Source organism: Oceanobacillus zhaokaii (assembly GCF_003352005.1).
Lineage (GTDB): Bacteria > Bacillota > Bacilli > Bacillales > Amphibacillaceae > Oceanobacillus > Oceanobacillus zhaokaii.
Window position 1 is genome coordinate 1,146,521 of sequence record NZ_CP024848.1, and the last position, 18,060, is coordinate 1,164,580.

Sequence of the window (18,060 nt, forward strand, 5' to 3'; positions counted from 1 at the left end):
GTGTGAATAAGTAACGTAATTTTTATAGGTAATAAAGTTAGAGTGTACATCTTGGCTCTATGATAAAAGTATTTTTTCACGACGTATCATGTTTTTAGGAGGAAATCGTGATGATGGAGTTAAGTGAATTACGCATTTTACAGCAGTAGTTAATGATGGTAGCTTCACGAAAGCAGCAAAAAAAAATATTTGTTTCTCAACCTACTTTGAGTCGATCAATTAAAAATTTAGAGACAAAACTTAAAGTAGATTTATTTGAGCGGTCTACACGGAAATTAATTTTAACTGACGCCGGAATTCTAGTCTATCAATAGGCCATATGACGCGGCAAGTATTGATGCTAAAGTAAATAACATATATTCATTGAATGGAGCGGGACAAGGGACAGGTTGCTTGTTCCTAATTGTTTTTATGTAAACTATGGGATGATGAACCTGTCCCCGTGGACTTATCCCCGTGGACTTATATTGCAAATATACTTGATTAAGGATATGTTAGAATATAATTAATACACTGTTTTACCACTGCAGAAAGTAAAATTAGGTATTAATATTTATATGGAGGTATTCCATGAAATCAATCAAGAAATCCGAAAGAATCCTTGGAATTATCAATGTACTGAAAAAATACAGTGATGAAGAAAATGAATTAACATTACAAGAGATTATCGATTATCTGCATGAAGAATTCATTGATGAAGTAGAATTTTCAAAAGTAGCGATTTCGAACGATTTAAAAGAGCTGTCCGATTCTAAGTATGTAGATATCATTATAAATAATGAACGAAATGGTTTACCTAAATATTATAGTTATAAAAACCGGCTAATAGAAATACAGGAACTTCGTTTGCTAATGGACGCCATTTCATCTGCTAGATTCATAACAAAGAAGGATAAGGAAAAAATTCTGGAAAAAATTAAAAGACTGACAAGCTTGTCGTTAGCAAATAATTTACAGAATCAAATATATCTTGAGGATTATGCAATAAGCGGAGCAAATAGAGTAAAATATACAATCTTTACATTACATAATGCCATTCATGAGAAAAAAATAATTCAATTCAAGTATGGAAGATATAATGTTCAAAAGGAATTCACATTAAGTCATAATGGTTTGACAAGAGAGCTTCACCCCTATGCACTCGTGTGGAATAATGACTATTATTACTTGATTGGTAAGTACGTTGGAAAAGAGGATATGGTACATTTACGTGTTGACCGCATGGTTGATGTAAATATGACTGATCAACCTTTCAAAGTGGATGAGCATTTTGACACTTCTGAGTATATGAATCGCCTATTTCATATGTATTCTGGTGCTGAAAAAGATTTGAAGGTTAGAATGAATAATAGTCTTATCAATGTGATGATTGATCGATTTGGAGAAGATGTTTACATTGAGGAAGATGGAGCTAATGCGTTTATTTTAAGGACAAAAGCAATTATCAGTGATGGCTTGGTTAAGTGGCTGCTGACATGGGGAAGTGATGCAAAAGTAATTGATCCACCCGAACTCGTGCAAATGATGAAAGAAGAAAGTGAGAAAATGTACAATATATATAACAATTAACAGACACCCTAATAAAAATGATAAGGGTGTCTGTTTTCTTCTGTACTATAATCCTCTATGTAGAAATCATTTATATAGGGAGTGGTTATCGTAATGAAAAGATTTACTTTTATTATCATGATGTTGGCAGGAGTGGTCCTTGGAGACAGGTTCCTTGACCCAATTAGTTTTTAGGTTAACTATGGGACGATGAACTGTAGTGCACCTGTCCCCACGGACCTTTACAGGAAATTTCATTTTAGTTAGAAGTGTGTTCACAACATTTTTAGGAACATGGTAATTATTGTAAATGCAATCATAGCTATTCTTAAAATGACATTCTGGTCCGATATAATAGGTATATCGTATCAGAGCAAAGAATAAATTAATATAAAAGGAGATTAACAAAATGGCAGGATTTTTAGGGTTTATAGGATTGGTATTATTAGTATGGGGATTGGTTCAAGTATTTCAAAAGGCTAAACGTAAAAAAGGATTAATCAAATTAGGAATAGGATTTGTGTTGTTTATCATCGTTGGAATTGTGGCGCCACCTGCTGAAGATAATCAAGCGGAAGCAGATAAAGCCGATACAGAAGTGAAAGCAGAATCAGAGCAGGAAGATGAAGATACAAAAGCTAAAGAAAAAGCAGAAGAACAGGCTAAAATAGAAGATGAAGAAAAAGCAGAAGCAGAAGCTAAAGCACAGGAAGAAGCAGAAGCTAAGGAAGCAGAAGAAAAGGCAGAAGCAGAAGCTAAAGCACAGGAAGAAGCAGAGGCGAAGGAAGCAGAAGAAAAAGCAAAAGCTGAAGAAGAAGCAAAAGCAGAAGCGGAAGCGAAGGCTAAAGCAGAGGAAGAAGCGAAGAAAGAACCAGAAATGTCCCTTTCACAACAGAACGCAATCCGTCAAGCTGAAAGTTACCTAGATTATACAGCCTTCTCTAAGTCTGGTTTGATTGAACAATTAGAGTTTGAAGGATACCCTACTGAAGAAGCAACGTTTGCAGTTGAAAACATTGTGGTTGATTGGAGAGAACAAGCAGTGTTACAAGCTCAAAGTTATCTTGATTACTCAGCCTTCTCAAGAAGCGGATTGATTGAACAATTAATATTCGAAGGTCATAGTGAAGCAGACGCAACTTATGCTGTTGACCAAGTCGGATTATAGTAACAAAGAAATAAAATATCATAGCCTAGCTATCCATCCATTAGGAATCGACTAGGCTATATTAATATTATGGATATTTTCTAAATTAATATTAAAACGCTCTATTCGGTGGATATAGTACTATGTTTCGACACAAACTTAGTTACTTTTGCGACTTCAATGATTATGAAGGTTTACATGATTTAGAAAAGCATATCAATCATGCTGAAGTAGTCCAACTAATAACTAAAGAAGAAAAGGAAGCTATAAGAACGCAGATAAGAAAAAAGAAGCCATTGTGTTAAACCAAAGGGTTCCGTTTTGAGGTGCATTTTCAAAAAATATACCTCAAATGACATTAAATTTGACCGTTAAAATGGCAAATAAAAGTCGTCTAAATTTAGACGGCTTTTTATATTATAATGGCAAGGGTAAAGTTAAGTTTTTTAAAGATTAATAATATATGGTAAAATAACTTTGTGAAATATTGTACTTAAAGTAACGGGGCAGGTTAGTTGAGGAACTGGATACCATTATATAGCTTAAAATAGCATATAAAATATGAAGATACTGATGAAGATAACTTTAAAATCGAAATATAAAAGCTGCAAATTTTGTTTGCAGCTTTGAGTATATCTTTTATTATAATCTCATAGCTCCGTCAATGATGTTCGCAGTACCAGAAATATAGTCTGAATCATCACTTGCTAGGAATAAAGCAAGTTTGGCAACATCAATAGGGTCTCCGACTCTACCAAGAGGAATCATACCAATAACACCTTGCATTGCTTCATCAGTTGAGATTGTATCAGTTAACATTTTGGTAGCAATCGCACCTGGATGAATAGAATTTACACGGATATTATCAGGTCCAAATTGTACAGCAGCTGAACGAGTTAGTGCTTCTACTGCACCTTTACTTGCGGTATATACATTGAAACCGCCAGAGTTATCTATACTAGCCATAGAGCCAATGTTTACAATTGATCCACCACCAGCTTCTTTGATATATGGAGCAACAATTTTCATACCAACAAATTGGCTCCAAGCATTAATATTCATACCAAAATTCCAATAGTCAATATTCGTTTCTTGATAAGGTTTAGTCGCAAGAATACCAGCATTATTAACTAATATATCAATCTTCTCAAATTTTCCAACCGCTTCTTCTACTACTGTTTTCCATTGTTCTTCAGAAGATACATCATGTTTAAGAGCGATTGCACTTCCAGGATTCTCTTCATTAATTTTGTTTACAACATTCTGTACATTTTCAAATGCCAAATCAGTAGCAATAACTTTTGCTCCTTCTTGTGCAAATATAGTAGCTTCAGCAGCTCCTTGACCACCACCAGCTCCAGTAACGATTGCAACCTTTCCTTCTAATCTTTTCATTTAATGACCTCCCTAATTGGATTACTGAAAACATTTACATTTTGATTCAGCGTTCGATTACAATTTCAGTATAATAAAATAGTATAATAATAGCGATGTATAAAATATTATAAAATGTTCACTTTTGGACAAGACTTCTTAAAATGTATAAAAAAATTGTGAGGGAAAATGATGGTTGAATTTCAGTTCTTAGATAATAGAGTAAAACGAACAAAGCGAGATTTTTATAATGCATTATTTGAATTACTAAAAGAAAAAAAGTACGAACAAATTACTATTAAGGATATTATAGACTATGCAGGATATAGTAGAGGTACGTTCTATAATCATTATAAGGAGAAAGATGATTTATTAAATGAAATCATTCATTCTCTTTTTGAGGAGGCTAGTAAGGCACAGAGAAGTTCCTATATTAATGAGCGTTCAATCAATGTTCAAACATTAGGGAACGAGCCTATTTTTATTCTTAGACACTTTAAACAATATGGTAAATATTACAAAATCCTTTTGGGAGAAAATATTCAGATAGACTTTCACCAAAAATTAACAAATATGTTTGTTAATTTATATTTAGAAGATTTCGATATGAAACACCCACCTGATGGTAATATAGATAAGAATTTATTAAATAAATATTATGGATACGGATTAATCGGATTGATCTTGGATTGGATTAATGCTGATTTTCCTATTAAACCTGAAGAGTTCTCTAAAGAGTTGATAAAGATATTTAAATTTTCACTCGGGGCAATTCAAATTAAACAGAAAAGTTACACTAATAACTAGCTAAATTTCTGTTAAAAGTATTTTACCTTTCTTATAATCCTAGTACTCCTTCTTCAAGAAAAAGTGGGTTGATAATAAAAATGTTTTAAACTATAGATTGATTGTACTATTGTACTAATAGTATCATTTGAGGATTCTTATGATGATTTAACGCTAGCTAATATTTTTACTTTAAAAGTGTAAAGATACGAACAACGGTGGATGCCGATTAGAACTTGATTTTTCTTCATTATATAAGTAAGATTGTGAAATATTATTCTTAAACTAAATGGTACAATAATTAAAAAGAGCAACGTAAATTATTATCGTTGCTCTGTAACAATCTAAAAATATTTTCTATAAGACTCTTGCCGCAGTCTTCCACTTAATTGAGCATAAATTCGGGTTGTTTCGCTTTTCTTGTGTCCTAGAAGACTTTGGATAACTTCAAGGGGAGCACCGTTATTCAAGAGATGAGTAGCGTAACTGTGCCTTAATTGATGAGGATGAATGGTTTTATTAATTCCAGCTCTATCTGAAATACGTCTAATTATATATCTCATTTGAGCAATGCTCATTCTATGTGAAGAACGTTCTGTAACAAATATAGCTGAATCATTGTCCTTCCTACTATTTAAGTATTTCTTCAGCCATATATCACTTCGGATATTGAAATATACCTCTCTTTCTTTATCACCTTTGCCTCGAACAATCGCGGATTGACTTCCCCAATTAATGCTATTTCGGTCAAGTGTCACAATTTCTCCAATACGTCACCCTGTTGAAAACATAAATTCGAATAAGGCTTTCTCCATTGGAGTAAAACAAGCATCTCGTAAATGCTCAATTTCTCTTTCTGTTAGGAATTTTGGGATACGTTTCCCAACTTTTGGTTCCTTTATTTTACTAGCAGGATTACTATCAATTATCCCTTCTTCGTGTGACCAGCGAAATAAAGATCGGATAAATCTTATTCGATGAGACAAACTTGACGGTTTCAATTCATTGCTTGATTCAGCTAAATATTGCTTTAGATGCTGGATTGTAATGTCATTCATTTTGGTGTTACCGAAATAGTTAACTAATAACTTCGCTTGAAGTCTATAAGTGTTTAAAGTTTGTGGGGAAAACCCCTCTATTCTCTTATCTGCTTCATAAGATTTCGCAGCTTCTGACAACAGCAAATCAAATCACTCCCTAAATAGATTTATAATAATCATCTCCTACCATTGAATAAAATAATTATTTTAATAATTTAGGATGTTCTAAATGAGAAAGTGGAATTTAATGTTAAAATAAAAATATGTTATTAAGCTAAAGGGGCAGTTTAATTGAAGAAGGGACATCGAATATCTATAAATATAAAAAGAGATTAATAATAGAAAGTGAAATTATGTAAGGAGTGGTTGTAATGAATATAAGTTCTGCCGTTTAGCCTAAGTTCGCTAAGATTTCTTGATACCATAAGAAAAATTGGAAACAAAGCAACGCATGAAGGATATGGGACTCAAAAGGAAGCTCTAGCTTTATTACATATGGGGTTTCGCCTTGCTGTTTGGTTTATGCAGGGCAGTTCCGTTATGTATCTGAACGGTAATGCAGGGTGCAGGCAACGTAGAGCTTGCTCCCGTCACCTTCACTTTCCTGATTCTGTAAATTGAGAAAATGCATCCTGAATCATTTCAGGATGCTTTTTGACATTTTGATTGATTCAATTCTATACTTTCAGATCCATAACCTTGGGTTTTCCCTGAAGCCTGCGGTATTGACTGGGTGACATACCGTATTCCTTTTTGAAGGCCCGATAGAAAGAAGAATAATCGGTAAAACCCACCTGCTCAGATATCCACTCCATGGATTTCCCTTTGAGGATTAGATTTTCCGCTGTGTTGAGCCGTCGCTGCATCACATAACGATAGAAGCTGATGCCCAATTTTTGCTGAAAAAGATGACTGATGGTACTTTCACTGACATAGAAATTTTGCGCAATCCCTGATAGCGTAATCTTGCCAACCAAGTTTTCCTCGATATAGCCTAAAGCCATATCCAAAAGTTCCGGTTTTTCCACCTTTTGGATTTTAGCTGTTTCATCGATAACGGCACGTCGCAAATGTGCCAGAATCGTCAAAGCATTTCCCATGACAATCAGATCCCAGCCGAATTCCTTCTTTTCGAACTCTTCAGCTGTGCTGCGCAGCAGAGCTGGTAAGAACCTCCATCTGGTTCCAGCAGTACGAATAAGCTTGTAATTTTGCTGTTCTCCTTTATACCAATCCGGAGCTATCTCTATAAGTGCCTCCACAAACTCTGGACTAAACCTTAAAACATCCCAGTGATATGATTCCTCCAAACTCTTCGGTAGTATTGGCTTATGGCTGATACCTGGTTCAATCCAGATCAGATCACCTTTCTGCTGTTGATAACGGTCGGCACCGACCAGGTATTCTACGTCATTGTTAAGTCCGCATATAAGCTCATAATACGAATGGCTATGCAAATGTGCGGTCGCATTAGATTGGCTTATTTCTTGATGGACGCTTACAATCCAAGATAATGATTCTACGTTCTGGATAAGCTCAGCGAATTCGATGTGATTAAGATCGCTGTTTGGGTATGTTGTTAGAGGAGGTCTTTGCGTCCCTTCAAAAGTTTGTTTGAATGATTTGGATTTCATTAAAATTCCTACCTTACTATCATTTGGATGTACAATAATAATAACAATGGATTGCGAGATTTACAATCTGAGATTCCCGATATTCGCAATTTACTATGTGTTCATTGTTAGTTAATATACTAGTACATGTACATGATTAGCAATAAAAAAGTAGTTTCGTAGGTGTGCCATTTTTAAAATAAGCCATAATTTTTAAATCGGGACCAGAAATTTCCTAACTACGTTTTGGAAACGCTTCGTAAAAGTCAGGCTGAAAATTTTTATTAATTAATTTTTATTCCAATTTATGAAGAACGAGCGTCCTAGTAAAGCTGTGAATGTTTTAGTAGCCTTCTTATTTTAAACAACAATATTTATATTCTGATGAGGAACTGATTGGTTCACTACACATCAATTATCGGCCTGATGAGCTATATCAGTCTCATTTCCATTGTCTTGAACGTGATTATCTTAGCTATTTCTCCTAAACTGGCTAAGATGCTGGGCCTGACCAATCTGATCCGCTATGCACTGGTGCTGTCCGGTTCTCTGTTTGTGATGCTGTTCGCTATGCATCTGTTTACCGATGTGAATGCCTGGACCCATTTGATTTTGTCAACTGTAGCTTATTGCACCGCTGGCGTTTCCACCTTCATGCAGTGGGGATTGCTAAGTGAATCCATTGACTACAACGAGGTGGTCACCGGCAAGCGCACCGAAGGCTCCATGTACGGCACATTCAACATGGTCCGCCGTATAGGTACCACCATTGGCAGCTCTATTGCTGTTCTGATGTTGGGCTGGATTGGCTACGACTCCGTTGCCGCGGAAACTGGTCTTGCACAGGCTACTAGCACCCTAACCGGTATCAAGATTTTAAGTATCTTGGTTCCCGCTATCTTCCTGATTGGCTGCTGGGTTGCGTTCAAGTTCGTATGGAACATCACGCCTGAAATTCGCACACAGATTGCGGAAAGGAAATCTGCTGGTTAATCTGCTTCTAAGCAGTAATACATTTCTTTCTCCTTTATGAAACCACATGAATGGATAATAAGACTCAGGCTAGAAGAATAAATCTCTGCTTACCTGAGTCTTAGGAAAAACCGTATTGGTTATATAAAATTATTGAACATAACGGTAACAATTATTACGCAACCACTTTAGGAAAAGAGGTAAGTTTGAAAGGCATGCTGTTAGAGTAAGGAGATAAGTAATACTGGTATTTATATAAAAGATTTAAGAAAATGAAGGCTAAAAAGAGCATAAAATGAATTGTTTATATTATAGTGACATCCTTAGTGGTATCATCAGTAATTTATGGTATTTATCTAAACACTTTATAATATACTAGAAAACTAGAAAAGGAGATTAGATTCAAATGACACAATTTATCAAGCTGGATAACAGCTCATTGAAGCAGCTTAGAACCGTGGATTCTCGTCTCATGTCCTACAATATTGAGATGACTGAGGTTACAGGCGGTACCTTTTGGAAGCCCTACACCCCTGCTCAGATTGCAGGAACTGAAACTTTTCCTCCAATCAAGGATATGTCCGAACTACCGAAGCTCATGCAATGGTATGACCCCATTGATTTGACCAGCGAAAATCTGCTGGTACTGGCTAAAGCCTTGGGTCCTGTCTGGATACGTGTTTCGGGCACCTGGGCGAACAAAACCTACTATAACTTTGAAGGCAAGTACGCACCCGGTGTGATACCCGAAGGCTTCCAGAATGTGCTGCAGAAGGATCAGTGGCTGAAGTTGCTAGACTTTGTTAAAGCAGTGGATGCAAAGCTCCTGGTTTCCTTTGCCAATTGTCCCGGCATTCATGCAGCCGACGAGCCTTGGACTCCCGATCAGGCAAAGCTGCTGTTCGATCTGAGTTCGGAGTACGGTGTACCCATCAACGCAATAGAGTTTATGAATGAGCCCAACCTCTTGTCCATCAGCGGCGTGCCTGAGGGATATACTGCTGCTGACTTTGCCCGGGATCAGGAGATCTGCAACGCCTGGGTGAAGGAGAACTATCCCGACTGCCTGATCGTCGGTCCCTCCACCACCGATAGCGACGCCATGCGAATGGGTCCTGACGATGCCAAGGGCGGTGGCGGTATCGCGGATGCCTCTCCCACCGTTAGCACGGCTGAGTTGATGCAGAGCTATGAGGTGCCGCTGGATGTATTTAGCTATCACTACTATAACGGCATTTCCGAGCGTCTTGCCTCCATTATGCCTGATGCCCACTGGAAGAGTGAAGAAGCTCACACCGATGCCTATCTGGCAATGGCGGGTCGATGTGCCAGAGTCTATTCAACCATGCGGGACAAATACTGCCCTGGCAGTCAGATGTGGGTTACTGAAAGTGGCGATGCTGGCGGCGGGGGAAGTACCTGGGCTCCTACTTATCTGGATGTACTGCGGACCCTGAACGAGCTGGGCGACTTTGCCACCGTCACTGACGGTATTATCTTCCATAATACGCTGGCGTCTTCCGACTATGGATTCCTGCAGCACGGTTCCTTCAACCCTCGTCCCAATTACTTTGCTGTATTGCTGTGGAACAGGCTGATGGGTATTACTGTCTATGACTCTGGGATCCCCCATGCTGAAGGTGCTCATGTCTACTGCCACTCTCGCAAGGACGACAAGGATGGCTGCGTCTATCTCGTTATCAACAACTCCCTGACCGAGACTACCACTGTGGAACTGCCTAAGAATGCTGTCCGCTATACTCTGTCCGGAAATGGTGATATGCGTAGTTCCGTGATATATCTGAACGGAAATCCTCTGGTTCTAGGTGAGAACAACGAACTCCCTGCTTTGGAAGGAGTAATGCAGGACGCAGACAATGTGGAGCTCGCTCCTGGCACCTGTACTTTCCTGGTTCTGTAATTTGCAACATAAACGTTAACGCGTCTTAATGTTTGACCCAAGTGATATTATTCGCTTGGGTCATCTTTCGCTTCAAACATTTCACCGTTACAATATTGGCATTCCAATAACACTGCACGATTTGTAAACAGTGGTTATTGTCGCCGCTGTTTTTTATTTGGAGAAAAAATGAGGGATGGTGTTTTTTAAACGAACGATACAGTTAAGGAATATAATATGTTTTAATTAAGTAGAGAACGCCAATTGGTGAGAAGAAAGCTTAAAGCGACCGTCCAGCCAAAAGAGAATGATTGAGTATGTTTCTTGCAAGGTTCATATGTGTTTCATGTGGGTGTTTTTCAAAAAAACGAAATATTCGCTGGATGGACATAAACAAACCTTACGACTTGGTGTTAGAAGACCGTGAGTATTGGGAAATTAGATTGTAGTTTTGAATATAATTAACTTATTTTATTAACGGGTGCGTTAATTCAAGAAGGATTAACGCCTTTTTTTGTTGAAATTAATGTACTAACGGGGCAGGTTAGTTGAAGAAGCGTCTTTAGCTCTTATTCAACAATCGGAGCCATATTGTTTAATAACAATTATTATGCAAAGTAGATATTGTGGAGGTTTACACTTAAACTATTTGGTAACGGTAAATGCAGATTTACAACAATATGCAATTCTGATTAGAACTATTGTAATTACAGTTCCTTCTGAGAAATAAGGGATTATTAGTCGAATAAGTAGTCTTAAAAGCGACCTAACCTACCTACAACATTTTGGAACAATCTGATAAGAGGTTGTTCCTTTTTCCACTTATACTCTAGAATACAGACGGTCATAAAAAAAAAATATATTTTTTCAAACCGAATGAAGGGTAGCTTCGTCTAATATATATGAGGGGGTGACAACTAGATGAATGAACTAAACCAATTGGCGGTGACAGATGAAATGATGCTGGATGAGCGTGAGCAGATCATTGATCAATTAATGCGTGAATACAGCGATGATATCCTGCATCTTGTATATACATATGTAAAAAACCGAACCATAGCAGAAGATTTGGCACAAGAGATATTTATAAAGTGTTATGAAAAATTAAATCAATTTAATCAGCAGTCAACAATAAAAACTTGGCTATATCGCATTGCGAGTAATCATTGCAAGGACTATTTAAGAAGCTGGCATTATCGCAAAATAACGCTTAGCAATAAAGTATTTGACCATATCCCTTCTAAGTCAAAACAGGTGGAAGAGGAGGTTATCAAGCATAGTGAAGAAAATAGCTTAACGAATGCCGTCATGAATTTGCCTCTAAAGTACAGAGAAGTCGTATTTCTACATTATTATGAAGAACTGTCTTTAAAAGAGATAAGCAAGATTACTTCAGTAAATATAAATACATTAAAAACGAGATTAAAGCGTGCGAAGGAATTATTAAAAGACAAGATGATAGAGGAGGTTTAGGAGATGAATGATCCATTTAAGAACCTGAAGAGTTCGATGGAAAAATCAATATTCAAGGATTTTTCTTTTTCTAATGAAAGAAAAAATGCCGTGCTTGAAGCCATTCGTACGAATCAGCAATCACAATTTCATACAGAAACCATTATAGCTATATTAGAATCTGTTCAGCATGAATCAAAGGATGGCTACAATATTTCCGTCCAACTTTTTCAAAAAAATGAACGTGCTTTCCAAAAAAATGAAGGGCAGCTTTATACACTGCTACATCTATTAGAAAATAAAGAAATGCTTACTTCAAATTGGATAAATAACAAGAAATATTATTCTTTAAACTCCAAAGGTAAAAAATACTTAGCTACTTATAAACAAGATACCACTAAACAAGGATTATCCCTTAATCCCTTCATAACGGAGGCATCTTTATGAGTTCTCCCAAATTTGAAGAATTTTTAAGCAAAGTCACTTCCAAAGTCAAATCTACGGAGGCCCACAACAGGATAAAAAAAGAGCTTACTCATCATCTGCAAGAGTTAAGTCAATCTTACAAAAAAAGAGGATTTTCTGAAGAAGATTCAGATGAAAAGGCCATTCAAGAAATGGGAAATCCATTTATTATTGGAGAGAAATTAAATCACCTTCATAAGCCAAAAATGGATTGGATCCTAATTGTTTTATTTGTTATTTTTACTAGTATCAGTTTTCTCCCGTTAGTTGGTGGAATTCCTGGGATTTCATCATCAATCACCCATATTATGGGGAGACAAGCTATCTGGTACTCCTTAGCTGCTCTTGTGATTATTGGGTTTCTATTCTTTAATTATCAAAAATCAAAGAATTGGTGGATGCACTTTTATGCTATCGGCTTGTTCATTCACGTATATCTCTATTTATTTGGATATACGGTCAACGGAGCAAAAAGATGGATTTCACTTCCAGGCCTAACGGTCGATGGCACTATATTGAGTTTATTTTTCTTTTTCCTGGCTTGGGCCGGTATTTTTAACAAAATAAATGAGTTTCGCAGTTGGAAAAAACAAGGATTTCTTCTTGTTTTATTTTGGATTCCCATATTGCTCTACATGATAGTGCCAAACTTTATGGTTGGGGTCATTTACTTTTTCTGTTTACTAGGAATGTTTACATTTGCACGTGTTCATAAGAAATTAGCTATCAACCTAGTCGTATCAAATCTAGTGGCTGGTATCATCTTCATCATTATGATTATTACTACGACCTCACACCAAAGTTATTTTCTTACTAGATTATCTACTTTTATAAACCCAAATGCCGATCCAAATGGAGCCGGATATATGTATATGGTCGTTAGGAATGTCCTTGCAGAAGCGGGATGGTTCGGTAACGGACTTAATAATGATTTGAAATTTCAATTGTTGCCAGAATCACATACAGATTTTGCTTTCCCCTTCCTCGTCTATTCTCTTGGTTGGACATTCGGAATCGGTCTTTGTTTGGTTCTGCTGATTTTTATTTTAAGAATCTCAAAAAATGCATTTAAAACAAAAGATCTTTATGGGAGATTAATCGTAATCGGTGGTGCTGTATTATTTGCCGTTCCTACTACTTGGAATATATTGATGGCCTTTGGAATCGTGCCCATCATGGAAGTTTCCCTGCCGTTTATTAGTTATGGAGGAAGTGCAATCCTCTTTTACGCTGCTGTTTTAGGGTTCATTTTAAATGTTTATCGAAGAAAGGATATTGTAGAACCCACGATAGCAGATGATATAAACATTTAAAGTCAAAAATCTGAATGATGATAAAAAGGGCGACAGCTAAATAATAGTTGTCGCCTTTTTCTTAATCTCGAAGTACCGGTAATTTGATGAAATAATTGGTTTTATTAATGAGAACAAATTTAGTTATTCCATAAAAGGGCGCGATTGTTGTGAACTGCACCCCAATTGTTAGACAAAAATAACAATTGGGGTGCAGTTTTTTATGGTTAAATTTTCTTCTAAAGAAAAACTACAAGCAGTAAAGCGATATTTAGATGGAGGCGAAAGTGGTTTAGATATTGCTCGGTCTATTGGTGTACATCATAGTAACCTTCACCAGTGGATTAAACAGTATGAACTTTTTGGTGAGAATGTATTTCGAAAAAACTATACAACCTACTCTGTAGAGTATAAACTAGACGTACTTAGCTACATGAACGTACAAGGGACGTCTATCAGGGAAACGGCGGCAATTTTTAATATTCCATCTCCTGAAACACTTCGAAAATGGAAAGTTGCCTACGAAACAAAAGGAGCAGATGCCCTAAATGCGAAGAAAAAGGGGCGTCCTTCTATGAAAAATGAAGACCAGAATGTACGAAAGAAACCTATACCTACAAAAGATTCTATTGAGGATTTACAGTCGGAATTAGAGTATTTACGAGCGGAGAATGCATATCTAAAAAAGCTCCAATCCTTAGTTCAGGAGAGAGAAAAATCAAAACTAAAGAAAAAGCGTTAGTAGTTAATGAACTGAGGAAAGAATTTGCATTAGATATCCTTCTCCATATAGCTGAGATAAAGAGGAGTACTTTTTATTACTGGATTAAGAAATCTGCAAATCCAGATCCAGATATTGAACTTAAAACGTTAATTCAATCTATTTATGATGAACATAAGGGACGTTATGGATATCGACGTATTCGTGATGAACTAAGAAACCGTGGATATCAAGTAAACCATAAGAAAGTCCAACGAATTATGAAGGAATTAGGATTAGTTTCTCTCGTAAGAATAAAGAAATATCGTTCCTATAAAGGAAAAGTGGGTAAAATAGCCCCGAATATTTTAGAGCGTAATTTTACTGCTGAAAAACCTAATGAGAAGTGGGTAACTGACATTACAGAATTTAAACTATTTGGAGAGAAACTCTATCTATCTCCAATTCTAGATTTATTTAATGGTGAAATCATCACATATACCATTGGTTCCAGACCAACTTACTCCCTTGTTTCAGATATGTTAAACCAGTCATTTGAACGCTTAACAGGCGATGAGAACCTAATCATCCACTCTGATCAAGGCTGGCATTACCAAATGAAACAATATCGTCACGCCTTAAAAGAACAAGGCATTACACAAAGCATGTCCCGTAAGGGCAACTGTTACGACAATGCCGTAATCGAGAATTTCTTTGGAATTATGAAGTCTGAGTTTCTTTATTTAAGTGAATTTAAGAGTATTGATCATTTTAAACAAGAACTTAAAAAATATATGGATTACTATAATAATAAACGGATTAAGGCAAAACTAAAGGGCATGAGCCCGATACAATATCGAACCCATGCCCATCAAGCTGCCTAATAAAATAACCTGTCTAACTTCTTGGGGTCACTTCATTGAAGAAGCGTCTCATTCTTTATTCAGCTAAAGGGTGCGATAGTTAAACAAGGCGATCATTAAATTTGGTCGCCTTTTTCTTCTGAAAAAATTAAATAATATGTTTTGAATATTATGTTATTATTCAGGTGTAGAGATATTCAGCTAACGGGGCAGGTTAGTTGAAGATTCGATTTCCGAAATAACCAATCTTTTTTAATAAAATGAATAGCGATAAACACTGAAACCTCGTATATTGATTGAAATTTGATACCAATACATCCATCTCCATCTCTTCAATTGCGTTTTGTTCCGAATACTTAATTTTCCCATTACTTCTTTTACTGGTACCTTAGCCAATCGCATTTCTATCGCTTTCAATTTCACTTCAACTGGATAACTGACTCTTGTCCCCATAGAAAAAACACCTCCGTATTGAATTTAGGTATTGTATACCCGTTTTTCAACGAAAGGTGCTTTTATTTGTCTCATTTATTTAGGTCAGTGCGAAGAGTTATTATGTCTTAATAAGGGCTTTATAATAAAGGAATTATTGTAAGTCTGCTACAAGACGCCCTTTTACTTCACCGCGTTTTAGTCGTTCTAATCCATTGTCGATTTCTTCAAAGGTAGTTGTCGATAAAGCTGGGTTAAGCTTACCTGTTGCCATTAGTTCGTAAACGCCTGCTAAATCTTCAACACCGCCACCCATTGAACCTAAAAGTTGTACATGTTTTAATATAAGCGAATTCGTATTGATTTCAGCTTGTAAGCGTCCCATACCAACCTGAACTACACGACCGTGTTCAGCTACAACATCGATAGCACCTGCTGTTGTAGTACCAAAACCAGCAAAGTCTACGATTAAGTTTAAGCCGACATCTGCAAGTTCTCTAATATCAGAAACCACTTTTTTTACACCTAGTGATTCAGCTAATGGCCAAGCATCTTGTTTTGGTTCCGCTGCGTATACCTCTGCCCCTTTTAGGACAGCAATACGAGCACCGATTTGTCCAAGACCGCCAATACCAATAATACCCACTTTTTCACCTGGTTTGATTTGACCGACTGTAACAACAGCATGGTGGGCAACATTACCAGAATCTGTGCCTGCAGCAGCTTTAATGAAGTCAACTGAATCAGGGATTTTCACAGCTACATCAGATGGTATCGAAATTTTTTCTGCATATGCCCCGTGACGGAAGTATCCAATATTAGAAGGTGGACCAGAAGGAATCCCTACACGATCTCCAATTTTAACATTTGTTACCCCTTCACCAACTGCAGAAACGACCCCAGCCGCTTCATGTCCTAGTACTACTGGTAATTTCGGAAAGTTAACAATCCAATCCGGATCTTCAAGCGCTGATACATCTGAATGACATAAACCAGATGCTTTTATGTCTACAACTACTTCTCCTTTTGCTGGAATTGGATCCGCTACTTCAGTTAGCTCTAATGGTTGATTTGTACCTTTAAAAATCCATGCTCTCATAAAAAACTCTCCCTTATAATCACTTTCAGTTCTTCAACTCAAAATAAGTGTAAAATGGAATTAGAATAATTTCAAATTAAAAAATTAATAAGTAGACAATTCCTTAAAAAGTGTTCAGGAAAATTAAAAGAGGTGAGATAATGGAAGATTTTCCATATCTAGATAAGCGAGTTCAAAAAACAAAACAAGATTTATATAGCGTTTTTTTTGAATTACTAAAACAAAAAAATTATGCACAAATTACGATAAAGGATATTATTCAATTGGCAGAATGTAGTCGAGGAACATTTTATGCTCACTATAACAATAAGGATGATTTATTAAATGAGATTATCCATTTTCTTTTTAAAAAAATGGTGAAGGCTTATCGTAGTTCATATATAAATAAAGCTTCGATTAATATACAAAAATTAGTAGACGAGCCATTGAATTTATTAAATCATTTTATGCATTATGGAGAATGTTATCAATTATTACTTGGAAATAATATTCAGATTGATTTCCGTGATAAAATAACGGACGCAATCATAAGTCTATACCTAAAGGAATTTGATATTCAAAGTACATCGGATAAGAAAAAAGTAGATGTAAATTTATTGAAACGATACTCTGCATACGGATTAGCTGGATTAATTTTGGATTGGATAATAGATGATTTTCCTATTGAACCTTATAAGTTTTCAATAGAACTAATGAAGACAATTCAATATTCACTCGGTACGATTCAAATTAAAAATTAATGTTTGTATGATAAGTCTCTTTATTCAAAAATGCTATTTTTATTCAGACTTATAACGTTAAATATCAACAAAACCAGCTAATAGTAGTTGATATGTTACTCCATTAAAGGGCGCGATTGTTGAATAAGCGCCTCTATCTTCTTCAACTCCCATGAAAATAAAAAAGCTTAAAAAATGAAAAATGAGCATAACAAAATAGACCCACTAAAAACGCTTTTTAAAAAAGGCTGAGCCTCTAAGGGTAGTATCATTTTTAGTGTTGGATTGAAAAATAAAACCATCCTTCTCGTTAGAATGTAAAGGCAAGGCTAGTGCAACCAATCAAAAAGGATTAATCTCCCATAAGTGCTACCCATACAGGGCGCGACAGTCTGTGATGCACCGAGATCGTTGGAGTCAGACTAACGGATGGGCTCTATGGCACCATAGTTCATCGACCTTCTTCGCCAGCCGTACAAACAGTATAGACAGTGGTATACATTTTCATTCTCTGTGGTGTAGCGCTGGTCTTGCGCTACATGTATGACTAACGGGTGCGATAGTCCAAGAAGGATTATCGCTTTTTTTGTAGAAGTTATTGTATTAACGGGGCAGGTTAGTTGAAGATTGTTGTTTAACTTGTGTTCAACAATCGGGC

The 18,060-nt window shown here is 36.3% G+C and carries 14 protein-coding genes and 2 pseudogenes; 11 read left to right on the forward strand and 5 right to left on the reverse strand.

All coding sequences use genetic code 11. The features are described from left to right. Positions 1-155: 155 nt before the first annotated feature. From CUC15_RS05795 to CUC15_RS05805, 3 genes are all read left to right on the forward strand, one after another. The gene (locus CUC15_RS05795) at positions 156-314 is read left to right on the forward strand and encodes a LysR family transcriptional regulator (RefSeq protein ID WP_242985959.1); all 159 of its coding nucleotides are present in this window, start codon (positions 156-158) and stop codon (positions 312-314) included. A gap of 256 nt (positions 315-570) precedes the next feature. After that, positions 571-1,569: a helix-turn-helix transcriptional regulator gene (locus CUC15_RS05800; protein WP_114915752.1), complete on the forward strand. Its 999-nt coding sequence runs from the start codon at positions 571-573 to the stop codon at positions 1,567-1,569. A gap of 388 nt (positions 1,570-1,957) precedes the next feature. Next, positions 1,958-2,716: an Ltp family lipoprotein gene (locus CUC15_RS05805; RefSeq protein ID WP_114915753.1), complete on the forward strand. Its 759-nt coding sequence runs from the start codon at positions 1,958-1,960 to the stop codon at positions 2,714-2,716. A 621-nt stretch (positions 2,717-3,337) separates the two neighbouring features. On the opposite strand, the gene CUC15_RS05810 is transcribed toward CUC15_RS05805, so the two are convergent. Beyond that, positions 3,338-4,090: an SDR family NAD(P)-dependent oxidoreductase gene (locus CUC15_RS05810; protein WP_114915754.1), complete on the reverse strand. Its 753-nt coding sequence runs from the start codon at positions 4,088-4,090 to the stop codon at positions 3,338-3,340. 171 nt (positions 4,091-4,261) lie between these two features. On the opposite strand from CUC15_RS05810, the gene CUC15_RS05815 reads away from it, so the two are divergent. Continuing rightward, positions 4,262-4,876, forward strand: a complete 615-nt coding sequence (locus CUC15_RS05815) for a TetR/AcrR family transcriptional regulator (RefSeq protein WP_162800275.1) — start codon at positions 4,262-4,264, stop codon at positions 4,874-4,876. Between the two features lie 323 nt (positions 4,877-5,199). Here CUC15_RS05815 and CUC15_RS05820 read toward each other — a convergent pair. Together CUC15_RS05820 and CUC15_RS05825 are read right to left on the reverse strand one after the other, a co-directional pair. Then, positions 5,200-6,039: pseudogene (locus CUC15_RS05820) on the reverse strand (tyrosine-type recombinase/integrase). Positions 6,040-6,572: 533 nt separating this feature from the next. Then, a complete protein-coding gene (locus CUC15_RS05825) occupies positions 6,573-7,529 on the reverse strand; it encodes an AraC family transcriptional regulator (protein WP_114915756.1) in 957 nt (318 codons plus the stop codon). A gap of 375 nt (positions 7,530-7,904) precedes the next feature. Here CUC15_RS05825 and CUC15_RS05830 point away from each other — a divergent pair, with 375 nt between their 5' ends. The 6 genes from CUC15_RS05830 to CUC15_RS05855 all read left to right on the forward strand — a co-directional run bounded on the left by CUC15_RS05830 (position 7,905) and on the right by CUC15_RS05855 (position 15,173). After that, a complete protein-coding gene (locus CUC15_RS05830) occupies positions 7,905-8,501 on the forward strand; it encodes an MFS transporter (RefSeq protein WP_114915757.1) in 597 nt (198 codons plus the stop codon). A 385-nt stretch (positions 8,502-8,886) separates the two neighbouring features. Then, positions 8,887-10,401: a glycosyl hydrolase family 79 N-terminal domain-containing protein gene (locus CUC15_RS05835; protein WP_114915758.1), complete on the forward strand. Its 1,515-nt coding sequence runs from the start codon at positions 8,887-8,889 to the stop codon at positions 10,399-10,401. 900 nt (positions 10,402-11,301) lie between these two features. Then, on the forward strand, positions 11,302-11,853 hold the full coding sequence (locus tag CUC15_RS05840) for a sigma-70 family RNA polymerase sigma factor (RefSeq protein WP_114915759.1): 552 nt from the start codon (positions 11,302-11,304) through the stop codon (positions 11,851-11,853). A 3-nt stretch (positions 11,854-11,856) separates the two neighbouring features. Next, entirely contained in the window at positions 11,857-12,279 is a 423-nt protein-coding gene (locus CUC15_RS05845) for a PadR family transcriptional regulator (protein WP_114915760.1), read from the forward strand. Next, entirely contained in the window at positions 12,276-13,610 is a 1,335-nt protein-coding gene (locus CUC15_RS05850) for an FtsW/RodA/SpoVE family cell cycle protein (RefSeq protein WP_114915761.1), read from the forward strand. Before CUC15_RS05845 ends, CUC15_RS05850 begins: the two co-directional genes overlap by 4 nt. Positions 13,611-13,812: 202 nt before the next feature. After that, a protein-coding gene (locus CUC15_RS05855; protein ID WP_114915762.1) for an IS3 family transposase occupies positions 13,813-15,173 on the forward strand; the annotation gives its coding sequence in 2 pieces (ribosomal slippage) (positions 13,813-14,284 and positions 14,284-15,173; 1,362 coding nt in all). A gap of 297 nt (positions 15,174-15,470) precedes the next feature. On the opposite strand, the pseudogene CUC15_RS05860 reads toward CUC15_RS05855, so the two are convergent. Both CUC15_RS05860 and CUC15_RS05865 read right to left on the reverse strand, forming a co-directional pair. Beyond that, positions 15,471-15,605: pseudogene (locus tag CUC15_RS05860) on the reverse strand (IS3 family transposase); the annotation flags it as partial. 133 nt (positions 15,606-15,738) lie between these two features. Then, positions 15,739-16,683 carry a zinc-binding dehydrogenase gene (locus tag CUC15_RS05865; protein ID WP_114915764.1) on the reverse strand — a complete coding sequence of 315 codons (945 nt, stop codon included), beginning with the start codon at positions 16,681-16,683 and terminating at the stop codon, positions 15,739-15,741. Between the two features lie 140 nt (positions 16,684-16,823). Here CUC15_RS05865 and CUC15_RS05870 point away from each other — a divergent pair, with 140 nt between their 5' ends. After that, complete coding sequence (locus CUC15_RS05870) at positions 16,824-17,423, forward strand: TetR/AcrR family transcriptional regulator (protein WP_114915765.1); 600 nt, start codon at positions 16,824-16,826, stop codon at positions 17,421-17,423. The last annotated feature ends 637 nt before the right edge of the window (positions 17,424-18,060 follow it).

What these genes read in the sequence shown, in the direction of transcription:
- CUC15_RS05795 (WP_242985959.1), top strand. Translation starts at nt 156, where the DNA reads ATGGTAGCTTCACGAAAGCAGCAAAAAAAAATATTTGTTTCTCAACCT.
- CUC15_RS05800 (WP_114915752.1), top strand. Translation starts at nt 571, where the DNA reads ATGAAATCAATCAAGAAATCCGAAAGAATCCTTGGAATTATCAATGTA.
- CUC15_RS05805 (WP_114915753.1), top strand. Translation starts at nt 1,958, where the DNA reads ATGGCAGGATTTTTAGGGTTTATAGGATTGGTATTATTAGTATGGGGA.
- CUC15_RS05810 (WP_114915754.1), bottom strand. Translation starts at nt 4,090, where the DNA reads ATGAAAAGATTAGAAGGAAAGGTTGCAATCGTTACTGGAGCTGGTGGT.
- CUC15_RS05815 (WP_162800275.1), top strand. Translation starts at nt 4,262, where the DNA reads ATGGTTGAATTTCAGTTCTTAGATAATAGAGTAAAACGAACAAAGCGA.
- CUC15_RS05825 (WP_114915756.1), bottom strand. Translation starts at nt 7,529, where the DNA reads ATGAAATCCAAATCATTCAAACAAACTTTTGAAGGGACGCAAAGACCT.
- CUC15_RS05835 (WP_114915758.1), top strand. Translation starts at nt 8,887, where the DNA reads ATGACACAATTTATCAAGCTGGATAACAGCTCATTGAAGCAGCTTAGA.
- CUC15_RS05840 (WP_114915759.1), top strand. Translation starts at nt 11,302, where the DNA reads ATGAATGAACTAAACCAATTGGCGGTGACAGATGAAATGATGCTGGAT.
- CUC15_RS05845 (WP_114915760.1), top strand. Translation starts at nt 11,857, where the DNA reads ATGAATGATCCATTTAAGAACCTGAAGAGTTCGATGGAAAAATCAATA.
- CUC15_RS05850 (WP_114915761.1), top strand. Translation starts at nt 12,276, where the DNA reads ATGAGTTCTCCCAAATTTGAAGAATTTTTAAGCAAAGTCACTTCCAAA.
- CUC15_RS05865 (WP_114915764.1), bottom strand. Translation starts at nt 16,683, where the DNA reads ATGAGAGCATGGATTTTTAAAGGTACAAATCAACCATTAGAGCTAACT.
- CUC15_RS05870 (WP_114915765.1), top strand. Translation starts at nt 16,824, where the DNA reads ATGGAAGATTTTCCATATCTAGATAAGCGAGTTCAAAAAACAAAACAA.